This window comes from Pseudoalteromonas sp. SWN166 (genome assembly GCF_015864485.1).
GTDB lineage: Bacteria > Pseudomonadota > Gammaproteobacteria > Enterobacterales > Alteromonadaceae > Pseudoalteromonas.
Genome location: NZ_JADYXB010000017.1, coordinates 15,621 through 33,555, shown reverse-complemented (window position 1 = coordinate 33,555; position 17,935 = coordinate 15,621). Strand labels below are relative to the sequence as shown.

Sequence of the window (17,935 nt, the reverse complement as noted above, 5' to 3'; positions counted from 1 at the left end):
TTTTTTATTGTAGGAGATTAAGTGCAATACCAATTGATCGAAACCCAAAATCAACTGAACACTTTTGTTGAACAAATAAAAAACAAACCTATTTTAGCTATCGATACTGAGTTTATGCGTCGTCGTACTTTGTATCCTGAAGTTGCACTTATCCAAGTTTTTGATGGTGAACACTTAGCACTTATAGATCCATTAGCTGAGCTTTCACTATTTGATTTTTGGGAAATACTAAAAGATCCCGCAGTTTTAAAAGTACTGCATTCTCCTTCAGAAGATATTGAAGTTTTTCAAAAGTACGCAGGCTTTGTTCCAGCCCCGTTATTTGATACACAATTTGCATTACAATTACTTGGTGAAGGCAACTGTATGGGTTTTGCCCTTATGGTAAAAGAGCTGCAAGGTATTGAAATAGATAAAAGTGAGTCACGTACTAATTGGCTACAACGCCCGTTAACTAAAAAACAACTAGATTACGCTGCCGCTGATACATTTCATTTATTACCATGTTTTGAGCTGATTATCGATCGCATTAATGCCGCTGGCTTTTTTGATATTGTAATAAACGAGAGTGAGCTGATTGCTAAAAAACGTGCATTTCAGACCCCAGACGAGCTTTTATATAAAGATATTAAAAATGCATGGCAACTTAAACCGCACGAATTAGCGGTGTTAAAAGAGCTTGCTGTATGGCGAAGAAACAAAGCCATTAAGAAAAATTTGGCACTTAATTTCGTGTTAAAAGAACATAACATGACTGAAATTGCTAAGCGCGGCCCTTCAAGTTTAAACGCTCTTAGGCAAATTCCAGGTGTTGAGGCTATTGAAGTTAATCGCTCTGGTGTAGATATAATAAAGTGTATTGAAGTTGCTAAAGAAGTCCCAGATGCTGAGCATCCAGATGTGCTTAAGCGCTTAATTGATTTTCCTACCTATAAAAAAGTAGCGAAAGATATAAAACAAAAAATCACTAAAGTAGCTAAAGAGCACAATATACCAGAAGACGTTATGGCCTCTAAAAAGCAAATCAATCAATTGATTAGTTGGAATTGGAAGTTAACGCCTGATCAAAAACAGAGTCATATAAAGCCTGACTTACTGAGCTCTTGGCGATATACCTACGTTAAAGATGCTTTAAAAGAGTGGGATACTTAACGCTAAATATATACCTTTAACTGTGTGATAAGGGTCTTTTGATTCATATTACATGGTTAAAAAGTTTTAGTTGAGCGTAGATATTCATAGTAATTATTAAAAAGTAAACACAAATAAAGAGGGCGCTAATAAAGCGCCCTTTCTTCGATTACTTCTTTTCTTCATCAGGTAGTGTAACGTTTAGCTCAAGTACGGCTAAATCGTCTTCGTTCTGATCGAACTGAACCTGAACTGCATCGCTACTTACGTTCACGTATTTACGGATCACATCTAAAATATCTTGTTTTAATTGTGGTAAGTAATCCGGCGTTCCTCGTTGAGAACGCTCGTGCGCGACAATGATCTGCAATCGCTCTTTTGCTAATGACGCACTGTTTTTCTTTTCTGAGCGGAAGTAGTCAAGTAAAGACACGTTAACCTCCAAAAATCCGTTTAAATAAGCCTTTTTTCTCAACGTCTAAGAAGCGAAAATCGACAGTTTCACCTAGTAGGCGATTAATTGCGTCAGAGTAAGCTTGGCCTGCATCAGATTCTGTATCTAATATAACAGGTTGGCCTGAGTTTGAAGCACTTAACACCGCTTGCGATTCAGGGATCACACCTAGCAGTGGAATTGATAGAATATCTTGTACGTCTTCTACCGATAGCATTTCACCTTTTTCAACACGACTAGGATTATAGCGTGTTAATAGTAAGTGTTCTTTAATGTTTTCTAGGCCTTCTTCAGCTCGTTTTGATTTGCTGTGTAGAATACCTAAAATACGATCAGAATCTCGAACTGACGACACTTCTGGGTTTGTTGTCACAATTGCTTCGTCAGCAAAGTACATTGCCATCATAGCGCCAGCTTCAATACCTGCTGGTGAATCACATACTATGTAATCAAAGTCTTCTTTTAATTCGTTTAGTACGCGCTCAACACCTTCACGGGTTAATGCATCTTTATCACGAGTTTGTGAAGCGGGTAGTAAAAATAATTTATCTACACGTTTATCTTTAATTAGCGCCTGGTTAAGTTTTGCCTCACCATTTATTACGTTTACAAAGTCATAAACAACACGGCGTTCACAACCCATAATTAAATCTAAGTTACGTAAACCAATATCAAAGTCGATAATAACTGTTTTATAGCCTTTTAACGCTAAGCCTGTGCCAATTGCAGCACTTGATGTTGTTTTGCCAACACCGCCTTTACCAGAGGTAACGACAATTACTTTTGCCATGAGATTTATCCTTTAACCAAAGCTGAAATTTCTAATGATTCGTCTTTTTGTTGTATTTGCACTGCATTTCCCCAATGTTCACCTTGTAGCGAATCACTGATCCAGTAGTTACCATCTATTGAAACTAGTTCGGCTTCAAGTTTTTGGCAAAAAATGTGTGCTTCTTTAAAACCTTTTGCGCCTGCAATAGCGCGGCCGCGTAATGTGCCATATATATGTACATTACCATCGGCAATAACTTCAGCGCCGTGACTTACTGCACCAAGCACGATTAAATCGCGGTCTTTAGCATAAACTTGCTGGCCAGAGCGAACGGTACCGCTAATAATTTGCGCCGGCAAATGCACTGTTTTTTCTACAATAGACGTATTAGCCTCTTGTTTAACAGGTTCGCTCTTAACGTCTTGTGAATAATTTAAAACAGATAAGCCAGCCGCTTTAGCTTGGGCATGTTGCTCATCAGAGCCATTACACACACCAACTGCATTAAAGCTCATGCGCTCAATCAACGATTTTAAGTGTACAAAATCGAGTGAACTGTTTTTAACTTCAAGTAAATTAACAACAATAGGGGCACCTTCAAAAAACCTAGGTGCTTGGGCTATTTTTATATACAACTGTTCTGCTAGAAGGGCTATATCAGTACTATAAAGATGCAAAACTGATAACGTAAAAAGATTCCCTTTTAACTCAAAAATTTGGTCCGACATACACGCTCAATTGAATTGTCTGATTAAAAATCAATATTAGATAAACGTAGGCTGAATAAGGCCTTTATTGAAATTTCTAATCTAAATTTTCTAACTTATTATTACTCTCATGTTATAGTGTGCAGCATTGTTAAGCAAGAATTTATAGGGTCATAATGCTCACTGCTGTATATAAAAGTAAGAAAAAAGCGGATACCTTCTTATTTGTTGAAAAAAGAGATGATTTTAGTAAAGTTCCGGAACCTTTAATGGTCATGTTTGGTCAACCTCATTACGTTATGATCATAAACTTAGCTAAACGTGAACATTTAGGTGGAGCCGATTTAGAAACTGTAAAAGCAGCATTATCAAACCCTGATAAAGGCTACTACTTACAAATTCCACCGCCAGAGGAAAACTTGCTAAGTCAATTACGAAAAGAAAATGGAGTTGATAGTGATTAAAAAACTGACCGTTTTATTATGTGGAGTTTGCTTAAGCGGCTCTGTAATGGCTAAAACACAAGCTGAGTTTCAAACATATTTAACTGATTTAAAGCAAGAAGCGATATCTAAAGGTTACGAAGCGAAGCTTATTGATGATGCTTTTGCAACAGCAACCTATAAAGAGAAAGTGGTGTCGGCTGATAAAAACCAGCCAGAAGTAAAAGAAACACTTGAAACGTATTTACCAAAACGTGTACCTCAATGGAAAATTGATCGTGCACGTAAGCTCTACGCAGAAAACAAAGAGGTACTTGAACAAGTAGCTAAAGAGTTTGGCGTACAAGCTCGTTTTATAGTGGCACTTTGGGGACTTGAAAGTAATTTTGGTACCATTCAAGGTGGCCATAATGTTATTTCATCTTTAGTGACGCTTGCTTTTGATGGACGCAGAGAAGCGCTTTATAAACGCCAGCTTTGGGCAGCACTGGATATTTTAAAATCGGGTCACATTACCTTAGATAAATTTAAAGGGTCGTGGGCTGGTGCTATGGGGCAAACACAATTTATGCCTACATCGTTCAACGCTTACGCGGTTGATTACAATAACGATGGTCGTAAAGACATTTGGACCACAAAAGAAGATGCTTTTGCTTCAATTGCTAATTATTTAAAGCAAGAAGGGTGGAACGATTCGCTTACTTGGGGACGCCAAGTTCAGTTACCTGAAAACTTTGATAGTAAATATGTTTTAGTACGTGGTACTAAAACACGTAAGCAGTGGTTAGAGTATTGGAATGACTCAGAGCGTTCATTAGCTGATTGGCAAGCACTGGGTGTTCGTAAAGCCGATGGTTCTGATTTACCTAATGTAGACGTACGTGCTGCACTGGTTATGCCTGATGACATAAATGGACGCATGTACTTAGCGTACGATAACTACAAAGTGTTTATGCACTGGAATCGCTCGTATTACTTTGCCACCAGCGTAGGTTATTTGTCAGATAGAATTGGATATCCAAAAATCTAATTATTAAAATATGTATATAAATAAAGCCGCAATTGCGGCTTTATTCTTTCTTAAAAATCTTATCTTTTAGGTCAATAACTTTTCCAATACCAGAGCCTAGCTTCATCAGCTTATTGAGTTGTTCTGGCGTTAAACGTTGTAGCTCTGATGACCATTTTGTTACGGTTTCAAGCAGGTTATGAATTTCACCCATTTGTTTTTGCGCGTATAGTTCGTCGTCGTTACTGGCTTCGTCTAATAAGTTATCGCGCAGCAATGTTAGGGTGGGCTCAATTTCGCGTTTTTTACGTTCTTCAAATACACGATTAGCCATATCCCAAATATCGCCAGCAGGGGCGTAGTACTCTTTTCGATCGCCTGGAATATGCTGTACTTTAATCAATTGCCACGATTGCAGTTCTTTAATACCCATACTTACATTACCGCGAGAAATACTAAGCGCATCTGCAATCTCGTTGGCTGTCATCGGGTTTTTAGTAATAATCAGCAAGCCACACATTTGCCCAATTGTACGATTAAATCCCCAGCGGCTGCCCATCTCACCACAATGCATTACGAAGGCAAAATTCTTTTCGGATAAACTCATTGCTTAATAACTTTCAGTAATTTCAGAAACTAAATGCTAGCACGCTCATTTTGGATAGCAAGTTCTTAGCCACTTTATAGAACAATTTAAACGACTAAAGTATGATTTAGATTAATATTTATACATCTATATTGGGATATGCTGTACACACAACAATACGTAAATAAATCCTTTTTTTATTTTTTCAAATACGATGGAATGACTATGAAAGCTGCAGTTAATAATGAATACAAAGGTAAATTACAAATAACAGACTTACCAATCCCTGAGGTTGGAATAAATGATGTTTTAGTTAAAATAGCGGCCTGTGGTGTTTGCCATACTGATTTACATGCCTGCCATGGTGATTGGCCAGTAAAACCAAAAATGCCATTAGTACCAGGGCATGAAGGTGTTGGTGTTATTGATAAAGTTGGCAGCAACATAAAGCATTTAAAAGTTGGCGACAGAGTGGGTGTTCCTTGGCTTTATAGTGCATGCGGACACTGTGAGTTTTGCTTAGATGGTAAAGAAACACTGTGTTTATCGCAGCATAATACCGGCTATTCTATTGATGGTAGCTATGCAGAGTATTGCTTAGCGCATGGCGATTACGTTGTAAAAATACCTGAGGGACTTGGATTTTCAGAAGCAGCTCCGTTATTTTGCGCAGGTGTTACAACGTATAAAGCATTAAAAGTATCCGGTGCTAAACCGGGGCAATGGGTTGCTATTGTTGGTGTAGGCGGGCTTGGCCATTTAGCGGTACAGTACGCCAAAGCTATGGGCTTTAATGTAATAGCTGTTGATACAGGTAAAGAAAAGCTCGCACTTGCTAAAAAGCTTGGCGCAGATATAACCCTCGACTTTAAAGAAGTTGTTCCTAGCGAAGCTATTTTTGAACAAGTTGGTGGCGCGCATGGCGTTGTGTGTACTGCGGTATCTAAAGCTGGGTTTGAACAAGCTTATAAAAGTGTACGCCGTGGTGGTAAATGTGTATTAGTGGGATTACCTCCAGAGGATATGCCACTGCCTATTTTTGATACCGTACTTAATGGCGTATCAGTAGTGGGATCTATTGTCGGTACACGTAAAGATTTACAAGAATGTTTAGAGTTTGCCGCTCAAGGTAAAGTAAAAGCGATTATTGAAGAAAAACGTTTAGAGGACATTAACGAAATTTTTGATGATATGCTTAAAGGTGAAATTAACGGTCGCATAGTCGTTACTATCTAATCTAAATTAAGCGTTTATAAAACACAAAAAAAGCACGGCTTCTAAATTAGAAAACCGTGCTTTTTAAATACTAAACCAATTAAAGAGTGTAACTAAAACTTAGTTTTGCATTACGCTCTTCGCCTGGCATACCACCTAAAAACATGGCTTTTGAGTAATATTTTTTGTTAAACAAATTATTTAAGTTTAACTGCATATGCCATTTATCAGTTGTATACGATACCGCTGTATCGTAAATCGTGTAACTTGGTACGTAACCATCAGGAATCGAGAATGAACTTGAATTAGTACTTCTGTTATCTACAAACGTAATACCACCACTTATATTTACAGCTTCAGGTAAGTTAAACATATCTGCGTAGTAAGTTACCCACGTGCTCGCTGTTACGTAAGGCACACCTTTTTGGCGTGTGTCGTAACTGCTGCTATTAGGATTACTTTTGTCACGTGCATCTTGATAAATACCGTTTATGTTTACTTTCCACTTATCATTTAGGTAAGCATTTAAATCAAGTTCTATACCTTTGGTTTCTTCTTTACCGTCATAAAAGCTCTCAACTACGTTGTCGGCAGAAACACCTGCTTCATATAATGGATTGCTATACTCTAAATTTGTACGCGAGCTTTCAAATACAACAATTGAGGCAAGTAGCTGATCGTCAAACGCTTTAAATCTAAAACCTAAATCGTTACTTAATGACTCAGAATCTTCTCTGTCGGCTTCGTTACCTGCAACAGAGCCTAAAACACTGTAAGCAGTACGACCTTTTGAATGATTTACAAATACAGATAAATCTTCAGTTGGCTGATACGTTGCACCTAAATTATACGTTAAACCGCTATCTGAAGTATTCGCTTCAGGTGTTGGGTCTGCATTGCTTGAACTATAGCGCTCATCTACACCAAAGTGCTCGTAAGTTTGCTCAATACGGTTATAAGCAACACCTACGCGCGTTGTAAGCTCTTCAGTTATATAACCTACGTGTTGAATGCCTAAGCCCCATGCTTGTACTTTTTTATTGTAGTCACTTGTTTTAAGTGGATCGTAATCTTCAAAGCTGCCAGATGGCCAATTTGGCTCTCTGATATCGTAAATGTATGGCAATGTGCCTTGGTAAAGTAAGTTACCATCACTGTCGTTAATTACTTTATCAGCGTCATAAATAGAGTATTGTTTAAAACGAATATCTCTATCTTCGTAGTTTGCGTTTACAAGTAATTCGTTATCTACGTCGCCTAACATAAAGTCATAACGTAAATCTAAAAAGTACTGCCACGACTTTTCATCTGCTTCTACTTGGCGATATTCTTGTCGGCGTGCTGCATACGGATAAAGAACACCGTCTTCAACTAAAGGCGCTCGAGGGTCGTTGTTTATAATGCCATCACGAGTAGAATACACGTAGTTATAAGCACCTGTTTGGCGCGCAAAGCTTGAAGTGTAATTACGGTACTGTAGTTGCTGGTTTAAAAACAAATCGTCAGTAATGTAATAGTTATGCGTTAATTTAAAACGCAGCTCTTCACCTTCGTTATCATCAGCCATTGGTGAAATAATACCGTTTGTGCCAAAGCTATAAGGTGTTAAACCATCAGATGCAGATAGCGAATTAGCTAGCTGGTCACGCTGTGCGTCACTTAACTGTACGCCACTTCCTGTCGGATCGTTTACTAAATCGGCACCGGTTACTTCACCCGCGCTTAAACCGTTTGCAGTTTCTGCGTTGTAAATACGAATAGGGTGACCAATAGAATCAACTGCTATTTCATCTTTAATGTATGCAGCAGAAAGCATGATGTTTTGTCTGTCGTTTAGTACGTATTTAAGCGAGGTATAAATTTCGTCGCGATCTTCTTTTAAATCACGAAAGCCGTCACTTGACGCTGTTTTAGCCATTACACGATATGCTAAATCATCTGTTATCGCGTTAGTGCTATCAAACGATAACGAGTAGCTATCCCACTGGCCAAGCTCAGCCGATACTTTGTGTTTTTCTTCAAACTCTGGCTTTTTCTCAATTAGGTTAATTACGCCACCTGCACTACCAATGCCATATAAACCGGTTGCAGGGCCTTTTAAAACCTCAACAGATTCAACATTTGTAAGCGAACGAGTTGGATTAAATGTATTGCCTAAACCAGCACCACCATACATACCATCGTAGGTATAGTTTGCGTCTAAGCCACGAATTACTAAGTTATCACCAATACCGTAGTTATTACCTGCTTGTGTTAAACCACTTACGTTTCTAACTAAATCTTGTAGGCTATCTACACCTTGAGATTCAATAAGTTCACGGTCAATAATAACAACCGGTGCAGGTGTTTCCATTAAAGACATGTCTGATTTAGTCGCAAGACCTGAGCTCATCACCACGCGATTTTGTTTTTCGTATACGCTGATACGTTCAATATCAGAGTCAGCTATAGTATTTTCGGCAAATGCCATATTTGCATTTAAACAAGCAAGAGTAATAAGAGAGTACTTAAACGTTTTCATAGAGTGATAACTATTCGCGTTATTGAATTTGCACGAATGATAATGGTTATTGTTTTTAAAGTGAATAAAAAGTTCATTTTTTTTGATTAAATAGAACTGTTTGGATGATTAACAATCAAAAAGAAGTTTTATAAGGTTATCTTGTTCCTTTTATGGGAATTAAGAGGGCTAGTAAGACTAAGTAATCTTAGCCTTACTAAATAAAATTTTAACCCCCAAAGGTCAACTTGTTTAGCATTTACTATTATTTTTTATAAACGACACCGGCTTTCATTACAAAGGGTACTGACTCTAAGGTTTTAATGTTTTTAAGCGGGTTTTCTTTTACAGCAATTATATCAGCAGCAAATCCGGTTTTAATTTGCCCTAACTGATCGTCCATTTTTAATAGCTTTGCACTATTAATAGTAGATGCTTGAATGGCTTGCAGCTCTGTCATACCAAATTCAACCATGCGGCTAAACTGTTTTGCATTATCGCCGTGCGGGTAAATTGCAGCATCAGTGCCAAACACCATTTTCACACCGGCTTTTACAGCACGGCTAAAGCTATCACGTTGCCTTTTAGATACTTGGCGCTCTTTATTTAGGTTTTCTTCGTCTACGCCATTTTGCTCGCCATAAGTTAGCGTGTATTCGGTGTTATAAATATCCATAGAAAGCCAAGTTCCATGCTCTTTTGCAAGAGCTATAGCCTCGTCATCTAAAAAGCTGGCGTGCTCTACGCTATCAACGGCTGCTTTAATGGCTGTTTTAATTCCGCTTGTACCGTGTGCATGGGCTGCAACTGGTAAATCGCGCATATGAGCTTCATCAACAATGGCTTTCATTTCTTCAAAAGAATACTGCTGTGCACCTACTTTAGTGCCTTTTGAAAATACGCCACCGGTGGCGCAAAACTTAATTGCGTTTGCCCCATATTTAATGTTTTCGCGCACCTTTATACGCGCAGCCCATGGGCCGTCTGCCACACCACTTGAGGTATATTTAAGTTCAGGCGGTAGGCGGTTGTTGTCACAGTGCCCGCCAGTAATTCCGAGTGATGAACCCGCAGCCCAAATACGAGGACCAACAATATCACCTGCGTTAATTCCATCACGCACCGCTATAACGCTGTAACCTTCAGCGCCAACATTACGTACTGTAGTAAATCCGGCTTCTAAGGTTTTTTTAGCAAAATAAGCCGCTTTAATTGCCATACGCGGAACAGATTGTCCTAAACGCTCACTACGAGAAACAGTTGGGTCACTTGTTAAATGCACATGCATATCCATTAAACCAGGCATAAGTGTTAGCTCCGGCAACGCGATATGCTCATCATTTTTAGAAAGCCTAGGTTTTTTGTTTTGTTCAATGTTAGTAATTACGCCATCATCAATAGTAATCAAGGGCGATTTAATGAGCGTGCCATTTTCAACATTAACCATGGCTTTAGCCGATAGGTATGTAACGGCATGGGCATTAAAAGTAGTTAAACAAAGTAAGGCTATAGAGGTGCTGAGTAGTTGTTTTTTCATTTTATTTTTCTTTTAAATCATATTTGAATTAATAGAAATGTAACAAGCTCAGATAAAAGTGCAAATTTAATACGATGAACGCAATCTATCGTAATTACTTTATTAAGTAAGGCTTAATGCGCATAATCAAAAAACGATATTAAAAAGGATTATCATGAAATCAATTAAATTAGCATTAGTTGCCAGTGGCGTTATGTTTGCTTTAAGTGGCTGTATGAATACTGGGCTTAATACAAGCACTAACACCAGTGCGCAGCTAAACACAGTTAACGCATCGGCAGGTATTGTTTCAGAGCTTTCGGCAGAGCAACAGCTTGATGTACTTGTTGCACAGTATTACGATGAATCGCTTACATATAGCCCTATAAGCGCAACGTATAGTGGCCGTAACGAGTTTAACGATCAATTTACGCCAGCTATCTCAAAAGAAAATAGAGCAAAAAAAGCGGCTTTTTATAAAAAATTTCAACAGCGATTAAACTTTATAGATAAAGCACAGTTAACAGGGCAGTCGCTTTTAAGTTTTGAAATATTAGAGCGCGACCTTGCACTAAAATTAGAGGGCATGCAGTTTCCTGATTATTTATTACCAATTAACCAAATGGCGGGTGCGCATAACACGTTTGCAGGTTTTGGCTCAGGTCAAAGCGCTCAGCCGTTTAATTCAGTTGAAGATTACACTGCTTTTATGTCGCGCAGCGAAGGTTTTGTAAAGTGGCTTACTAGTGTAGAGCGCTCAATGGCTCAAGGTATTAAACTAGGTATTACCTTGCCAAAGCCTTTGGCTGAAAAACTGCAACCACAATTTGCGGCTCATGTAGTTAAAAATGCTGAAGACTCACTATTTTGGGGACCAATTAAAAAATTACCAGAATCGTTTAGCGCACAGCAAAAGCAAAAAATTACAGCGCAGTATCGCGAACTGATTATGCAGCACTTAGTACCAGCTTATAAAAGCATGAGTGACTTTTTAGCTAATCAGTATATTCCTAATAGCCGAGAAAGCGTTGGTTATAGTGACTTACCAAACGGTAAAGCGTGGTACGAATACCAAATTAAGAAAAACACGACGCTTAGCTTATCTGCAGACGAAATTCATGAGATAGGTTTAAGTGAAGTGTCGCGCATTTTAAGTGAAATGAAAAAAGTAAAAGAAACAGTAGGCTTTAAAGGCGAGTTATCTGAATTTTTTGACCACTTACGTAATTCAGATGAGTTTTACTATAATACGCCACAGGAGCTAATTGCAGCATATGAAAACGTTAAGAAAAAAATAGATGCACGTTTGCCTCTGCTTTTTAACATAGCACCAAAAGCACCTTACGTTGTAAAAGCGGTTGAAGCTTACAGAGCGCAGTCGGCTGCAGGTGCGTCGTATGCATCTCCTGCACCTGATGGCTCTCGCCCAGGCATTTTTTATATCAATACGTATAACTTAAAAGCACAGCCGAAATTTTTACTCGAAACCTTATCGATTCACGAAGCTGCGCCAGGACATCACTTTCAAATAGCTCTGCAACAAGAAATAGACGGCTTACCTGACTTTCGCAAATTTGGTGGTTACACCGTATTTGCAGAAGGTTGGGCACTTTACGCAGAAAGCTTAGGCAAAGAGCTAGGCTTATTTACCGACCCATACATGTGGTACGGGCGTTTATCAGACGAGCAATTACGTGCAATGCGTTTAGTGCTTGATACTGGTTTTCATGCAAAAGGGTGGACGCGTCAGCAGGGTATTGATTACATGCTTGCTAACTCATCTATGGCTAAAAGTGACGTAATAGCTGAAGTTGAGCGTTATATTGCATGGCCGGGGCAGGCGCTTTCTTACAAGTTAGGGCAGTTTAAAATCCAAGAACTACGTGATTATTCTAAAAAAGAACTCGGCGATAAATTTGATATTAAAGCGTTCCACACGCAAATATTAATTGATGGTGCATTACCAACGCCAATTTTAGAGGAAAAAATTAAGCGTTGGGTTAAATCTCAAAGCTAATTTTTAGCGCAAAGCCAGTACTTTGAAAGGGTATTGGCTTTGCGCCATTTGCAGCAATACGGTAGAATGCGCGCTCTTTAGGGGGCACGAGTAAACTATGTTTGATCAACAATTAGCAAATACACAATTTTGGCTTAAAAAAAGCTTAAGCGACATGAGTCAAAACGAATGGGAAGCCATTTGTGATGGATGCGGAAAATGTTGTTTAAATACGTTTATTGATAGCGAAGATGAAGACGAATTTACCGCCACCGATCAGTTACGTGAAGGTGAGCAGTTAATATTTACTAATATTGTGTGTCAGTATCTTGATAACAACACCTGTGGTTGTAGCGAGTACGAAAACCGCCAAACGCTTGTTCCTTCTTGTGTAAAACTCACAAAAGAAAACCTCAAAGACATCTTTTTTATGCCGCAAAGTTGCAGTTACCGCCGTTTACACGAAGGGCGTGGCTTGGCTTCTTGGCATCCGTTATTAAATAATGGCGATAAAACAAAAATGCACGAGTTAGGGATTTCTGTAAAAGATAAAACAGTAAAAGATTGTGATGTGAAACTAGACGACTTTGATTTATACATTGCAGAGTGGCCAACAAAGGACGCTGATTAATGAGCAAACAACAAGCGGTAATTGGTTTAATTAATCCTAAAAGCCCGACTAATGTTGGTAGTGTATTGCGTGCTGCAGGGTGTTACGACGCTAAACAGGTTTTTTTTACTGGTAATCGTTATTTAAACGCCAAGAAATTTCATACCGACACAAAAAATGTACTTGAGCGTATCCCGCTTATCGAAACTGATAGTTTAGAAGTAGTAAAGCCAGAGGGTGCAACCGTTGTTGTTATTGAACTTATTGAAGGTGCAACGCCTTTACCTGAGTTTAAACACCCTGAAAATGCATTTTATATATTTGGTCCTGAAGACGGCTCAATCCCAAAAGATGTTTTAAAGTGGTGCGATGAGGTTGTTTATATTCCCACTATTGGCTGCATGAACTTAGCGGCTACTTGTAATGTGGTTTTGTACGACCGATTAGCTAAATTAGGCGGCGTTGAGAGCAGCGATACAACAATTATAAGCTCGCGCGATACAAATAATAAAATGAAATGGGAAAAAGCATCTGATTAAGGTTTATCAGTGCAAAAAGTTTAGTTGTAACTAAACTTAAAAACATGATTAATCATAAATAGATTTTTACATGCGCTGGTTTTATTTTATATTATTACTGACAAGTAGTAATTGTTTTGCAGAAACGTCAGTTGAATATTATCAAAATGGTATTCAACATGTTTTAAATGGGCATCATCACAAATCAGGAGTGCTCTATGAAACGAAAACTCCCAAACAAACACTCCATTTAGCCACTCTCGACTGGCCTCCTTATATTGGTAGTAATTTATGTAATAAAGGATGGGTTTATCAGTTTTCTATTGCCTTATTAAATAGTAAGGGCTACAGCGTATATATTGAATTTTTGCCTTGGGCAAGAGCTGTACGAAATGTAGAACTAGGCAAAGCTGATATATTAATGCCTGAATACTTTATAGAAGATACAGCCCCCTCTGATTATGTTAATGGTAAAACACGTCGAGAATTACTTGGTTTATCTAATTCGTTTAAAGGTGGAGAAATTGCATTTTTAAAAAGGAAAGGCGATACAGACCGTTTCACTGGAAACTTAAAATCGCTTAAAGGGCAAAAAATTGGGGTTGTTCGTGGGTATCAAAACACACCTGAGTTTGATGCCATGATGGATAATAATGAGTTTGAAATTATTACCTCTGTTGATGATTTACAGCTTGTTCAGCTACTGGTTGCTAAGCGTGTTGATTTGATTATAGGCGATCCCGACGTTTTAAAGTTCTCAGTTTCTTACTCCTCTTTGAGTAAATCTGAAAAAAACACCTTGCTTTCATCCATTGAAAATGAAAACACCCCTTTGCAATACAACCCTTTATATTTTGCTATTAGTAAGCTGACACCTAACTGGCTTTTAGTATTAGAGGATATAAACGAAGGGCTTTATCAGTTTCATAATAGTGGCGAGATAGACCGTATTATCAATACGACAAATACTCAATGCAAACCATATAATTGGAACGTTCCTTTGTTGCGCTGACTAATTTATATATAAACATGTAGAATCGTTTTCAACTTGTTAATGGAGTGAAAACGACGTGAGTGAAATAAATACAAATCAATCATTCGCGGTCAACGAACAGCCAAATAAAAATTATCTGTTTCCACTGACTGCAATGACGACCCTATTTTTTTTATGGGGTTTTATTACTGTTTTAAACGATGTACTAATACCACGATTAAAAGGCGTATTTGATTTAAGCTTTTTTGAAGCGATGCTAGTACAGTTTTGCTTTTTTGGTGCTTATTTTATTGTTTCTATCCCTGCGGGGATTTTAGTTAAGCAGTTTGGTTACAAAAAAGGGATTTTAACTGGTTTAATTGTGGCTTCAATTGGCTGTATGTTGTTTTATCCTGCTGTTGTAGTACATGAATATTGGCTATTTTTAGGCGCTTTATTTGTTCTTGCATCAGGTGTAACAGTACTTCAGGTTTCTGCTAATCCTTATGTTGCAGCTCTTGGGCCTGAAAAAACGGCTTCGTCTCGGTTAAATTTAGCACAAGCTCTTAATGCACTCGGCACTACAGTTGGACCATACGTTGGTGGTTTATTATTTTTTGGAACCGCAGGTAGTTTAGCTGCCTCTGCAGCAACTGCTGAATCGGTAAAAGTGCCTTACTTAATGCTTGCCGGCGCCTTATTGCTTATCGCTATTATATTTGCCTTTATAAAGCTTCCAGAAATCGAAGCCCATAAAGAAGAAAACAATACCGCAATAGAGTCTCGTTCATTAACTCAAGCACCTCACTTAACTATGGGTGTACTTGCTATATTTTGTTATGTAGGCGGGGAGGTAGCCATTGGTAGCTTTTTAGTTAATTACTTTGGTGAGGCACACATAGCAGGACTTGAAGAGCACACTGCAGCAGCGCTTATTAGTTATTACTGGGGCGGGGCAATGGTAGGGCGTTTTATTGGTTCTGTATTATTACAAAAAATAGCACCTTCAAAAGCCATCGCGTTTAATGCCTTTAGTATTATTGCACTCTTAATGATCACTATTTTTACTCAAGGTGACGTCGCTTTATATTCAGTATTGGCAATTGGTTTATTTAACTCAATTATGTTCCCGACTATATTTTCAGTTGCTATTGAGCGACTAGGATCGTTGACCAGTAAAGGCTCTGGTTGGTTATGCTTAGCTATTGTAGGTGGTGCACTTGTGCCATTACTCCAAGGTTTTATAGCTGACACAGTAAATATACAACAAAGCTTTTTTGTACCAATGGTGTGTTACGTATTTATAGCATGGTACGGTTTAAACGTTGTACGATTAGCAAATAAGTGGCAATAACCGCTTAATATTAAGTGACTGAATACGTATTCAGTCACTTATAAAGCTATATTTTACAGGAACGTTCCAAAAATAATTGATACTAGTCATAATCTATTTCACTATTAGTCAGTTACCCACAAAAACCTTTTGTTTTACAATCCTTTATTCTTATTTTTCATCAATAACCTACTATAAGTCTCTTTTACTAGGACATTTAGCTAAATTTTTGCTAAAACTGTATGGATAATAACGAAAAAATAATAAAAGGGCTTATATGCTTAACTCGTTAAAATTTACTTCCAAAGTGACTATTGCAGCCTCTTTAATTTTAGTTTTGGTACTAGGGTTATTTACTTTTAATAACTATATTGCGATGCGCAAGCAAACCGAGCAGCAGTTAAGCCTAGTATTACAACAAAATTCTGAATCTGTGTCGCAAAATATAGCGAGTTGGTTAAATGCAAAGCTGGCAATTGTTATATCAATTGCTAAAACGCATAAAGCTAATGATTCTAAAGCACTCACCCTTTCACAATTAAATACTGCAGAGCTTGCCGGAAGCTTTAAAAATACTTACATAGGTAAATCCAGCGGCACGTTTATATTAAACGATCAATCAGCCGTTTTACCTGCTGACTTTGATGCGACTTCTCGTCCTTGGTACAAATTAGTCGAAAACAAATCAAATACCGCTTTTACAACTCCCTATATTGATGTAACAACTAACGAGCTTACAATTTCAGCGGTAGTACCCATGCTACAAAATGGCCAGTTTAGCGGCGTTGCAGGTGCCGATATTGATATGCAAACTGTGACTAAAATTATTAACGATATTGATTTTTTAGGTCTTGGCTATGGTTTTTTACTCGATAACAAAGGTCAAGTATTAAGCCATCCTAATGCTAAGTTAAATTTAAAAAATACATCAGATATTTTTGGTACTAATACGCCCTTGCAAAGTGAGTTTACCCAATACGAGATAAACGGAGAGTCTAAGCTTATCTCGTTTACAAAAATTAGTGGTATTGAAAACGTAGATTGGTACTTAGGTGTTGTTATAGATAAAGATAAAGCATATGTCAGCGTTTCTAACTTTGGCCAAACTGCGGCTGTTTTTATGGTGATAGGGATCATTGCTATCATTATTATGATGCAGCTTTTACTACGCTATTTAATGCAGCCTATGAACCGTTTAAATGATGCCATTAAAGATATAGCACAAGGCGAAGGCGATTTAACAAGGCGCTTAACCGTTGAAAATGATGATGAATTTGGCGACTTAAGCCATTCATTTAATATTTTCATCGAAAAAATTCAGCATTCAATAGAACAAGTTAAAGAGTCCACAGAGCAATTAGATACAGCTATTGAGAGCTTGGTATCACAAACACATTCATCATTGTCTATGTATGATGACCAAAGCAAGCGTACCGATAGCGTGGCAGCGGCTATTAATCAGTTTTCAGCTACATCTATGGATATTTCAAATAATGCAGAGAGTGCATCGCAGCTTGCTAAAAATGCAGATGAGCACTCAACACAAAATCAAGAAGCATTAAGCCACAGCGTTGCAACCATCCATCAGCTTTCGGCTAATATGGAGAAAGCTCAGCAAACTATAAACAGTTTAAATACGCACACAGCCAGTATTGGGCAAGTGCTTGAAGTTATTAAAGGTGTAAGCGAGCAAACTAATCTATTGGCATTAAATGCAGCAATAGAAGCCGCTAGAGCAGGAGAGGCAGGACGCGGTTTTGCTGTTGTAGCAGATGAAGTACGCCAATTAGCACACCGCACTCAACAATCAACGCAAGAAATTGAAGACACGGTGAGCCAGTTACAAAAAGGCTCAAACCTTGCTGTAGAGCTTATGAAAACAAGCCTTCAAGACAGTGAAAAAAGCGTACAACAAGCAGATGCCGTCGGCAATTTAATGAGTCATGTTATACAAGCTATTAAGCAAATTAACGATGCAAATCATTCTGTGGCCAGTGCAACCGATGAGCAAAACCAAGTTGTTAAGTTATTAGATACCGATATTCAAACAATTAGCGCGCTTTCTATACAAGGCAAGGCTAACTTAAATGACACGCTTAACGAATGTACCAAACTAAAACAGCAGTTTAGTGCCTTAGAAAATATGGTTCAAAAGTTTAAAGTATAAAATTA

16 protein-coding genes are annotated in these 17,935 nt (G+C 38.1%); 10 read left to right on the top strand and 6 right to left on the bottom strand.

Going from position 1 to position 17,935, the window contains the following annotated elements:
• Positions 1-21 precede the first annotated feature (21 nt).
• Positions 22-1,152: a ribonuclease D gene (rnd, locus tag I6F49_RS11780; protein WP_165727983.1), complete on the top strand. Its 1,131-nt coding sequence runs from the start codon at positions 22-24 to the stop codon at positions 1,150-1,152.
• A 148-nt stretch (positions 1,153-1,300) separates the two neighbouring features.
• Here the strand turns inward: rnd and minE are convergent, their stop codons facing one another.
• The 3 genes from minE to minC are packed head-to-tail and all read right to left on the bottom strand — an operon-like array spanning position 1,301 to position 3,085.
• Positions 1,301-1,564 (bottom strand): cell division topological specificity factor MinE, encoded by a 264-nt coding sequence (gene minE, locus I6F49_RS11775; protein ID WP_007377619.1) that lies wholly within the window; start codon positions 1,562-1,564, stop codon positions 1,301-1,303.
• 1 nt (position 1,565) lies between these two features.
• Complete coding sequence (minD, locus tag I6F49_RS11770; RefSeq protein WP_165727982.1) at positions 1,566-2,375, bottom strand: septum site-determining protein MinD; 810 nt, start codon at positions 2,373-2,375, stop codon at positions 1,566-1,568.
• A 5-nt stretch (positions 2,376-2,380) separates the two neighbouring features.
• On the bottom strand, positions 2,381-3,085 hold the full coding sequence (minC, locus tag I6F49_RS11765; protein WP_165727981.1) for a septum site-determining protein MinC: 705 nt from the start codon (positions 3,083-3,085) through the stop codon (positions 2,381-2,383).
• Positions 3,086-3,240: 155 nt separating this feature from the next.
• Between minC and I6F49_RS11760 the strand changes: the two genes are divergently transcribed.
• Together I6F49_RS11760 and I6F49_RS11755 are read left to right on the top strand one after the other, a co-directional pair.
• A complete protein-coding gene (locus I6F49_RS11760; RefSeq protein ID WP_165727980.1) occupies positions 3,241-3,528 on the top strand; it encodes a YcgL domain-containing protein in 288 nt (95 codons plus the stop codon).
• Positions 3,521-4,537: a lytic murein transglycosylase gene (locus I6F49_RS11755; RefSeq protein ID WP_165727979.1), complete on the top strand. Its 1,017-nt coding sequence runs from the start codon at positions 3,521-3,523 to the stop codon at positions 4,535-4,537. Before I6F49_RS11760 ends, I6F49_RS11755 begins: the two co-directional genes overlap by 8 nt.
• A 40-nt stretch (positions 4,538-4,577) precedes the next feature.
• Here the strand turns inward: I6F49_RS11755 and I6F49_RS11750 are convergent, their stop codons facing one another.
• Positions 4,578-5,123 (bottom strand): GbsR/MarR family transcriptional regulator, encoded by a 546-nt coding sequence (locus I6F49_RS11750; RefSeq protein ID WP_010552940.1) that lies wholly within the window; start codon positions 5,121-5,123, stop codon positions 4,578-4,580.
• Between the two features lie 204 nt (positions 5,124-5,327).
• Between I6F49_RS11750 and adhP the strand changes: the two genes are divergently transcribed.
• A complete protein-coding gene (gene adhP, locus I6F49_RS11745) occupies positions 5,328-6,338 on the top strand; it encodes an alcohol dehydrogenase AdhP (RefSeq protein ID WP_197180623.1) in 1,011 nt (336 codons plus the stop codon).
• Positions 6,339-6,417: 79 nt separating this feature from the next.
• Here adhP and I6F49_RS11740 read toward each other — a convergent pair whose 3' ends face one another.
• The gene (locus I6F49_RS11740) at positions 6,418-8,838 is read right to left on the bottom strand and encodes a TonB-dependent receptor (protein WP_197180619.1); all 2,421 of its coding nucleotides are present in this window, start codon (positions 8,836-8,838) and stop codon (positions 6,418-6,420) included.
• Positions 8,839-9,082: 244 nt separating this feature from the next.
• On the bottom strand, positions 9,083-10,354 hold the full coding sequence (locus I6F49_RS11735; protein ID WP_197180616.1) for a Xaa-Pro dipeptidase: 1,272 nt from the start codon (positions 10,352-10,354) through the stop codon (positions 9,083-9,085).
• A gap of 154 nt (positions 10,355-10,508) precedes the next feature.
• On the opposite strand from I6F49_RS11735, the gene I6F49_RS11730 reads away from it, so the two are divergent.
• The 6 genes from I6F49_RS11730 to I6F49_RS11705 all read left to right on the top strand — a co-directional run bounded on the left by I6F49_RS11730 (position 10,509) and on the right by I6F49_RS11705 (position 17,930).
• Positions 10,509-12,350, top strand: coding sequence for a DUF885 domain-containing protein (locus tag I6F49_RS11730; RefSeq protein ID WP_197180613.1), 1,842 nt, complete (start codon positions 10,509-10,511; stop codon positions 12,348-12,350).
• Between the two features lie 97 nt (positions 12,351-12,447).
• Positions 12,448-12,960 (top strand): YcgN family cysteine cluster protein, encoded by a 513-nt coding sequence (locus tag I6F49_RS11725; protein WP_165727974.1) that lies wholly within the window; start codon positions 12,448-12,450, stop codon positions 12,958-12,960.
• Positions 12,960-13,478 (top strand): RNA methyltransferase, encoded by a 519-nt coding sequence (locus tag I6F49_RS11720; RefSeq protein ID WP_197180610.1) that lies wholly within the window; start codon positions 12,960-12,962, stop codon positions 13,476-13,478. Before I6F49_RS11725 ends, I6F49_RS11720 begins: the two co-directional genes overlap by 1 nt.
• A gap of 70 nt (positions 13,479-13,548) precedes the next feature.
• A complete protein-coding gene (locus tag I6F49_RS11715; RefSeq protein ID WP_197180608.1) occupies positions 13,549-14,469 on the top strand; it encodes a substrate-binding periplasmic protein in 921 nt (306 codons plus the stop codon).
• A gap of 58 nt (positions 14,470-14,527) precedes the next feature.
• Positions 14,528-15,784 (top strand): sugar MFS transporter, encoded by a 1,257-nt coding sequence (locus I6F49_RS11710; protein WP_197118981.1) that lies wholly within the window; start codon positions 14,528-14,530, stop codon positions 15,782-15,784.
• A gap of 256 nt (positions 15,785-16,040) precedes the next feature.
• Positions 16,041-17,930 carry a methyl-accepting chemotaxis protein gene (locus I6F49_RS11705; protein ID WP_197180606.1) on the top strand — a complete coding sequence of 630 codons (1,890 nt, stop codon included), beginning with the start codon at positions 16,041-16,043 and terminating at the stop codon, positions 17,928-17,930.
• The last annotated feature ends 5 nt before the right edge of the window (positions 17,931-17,935 follow it).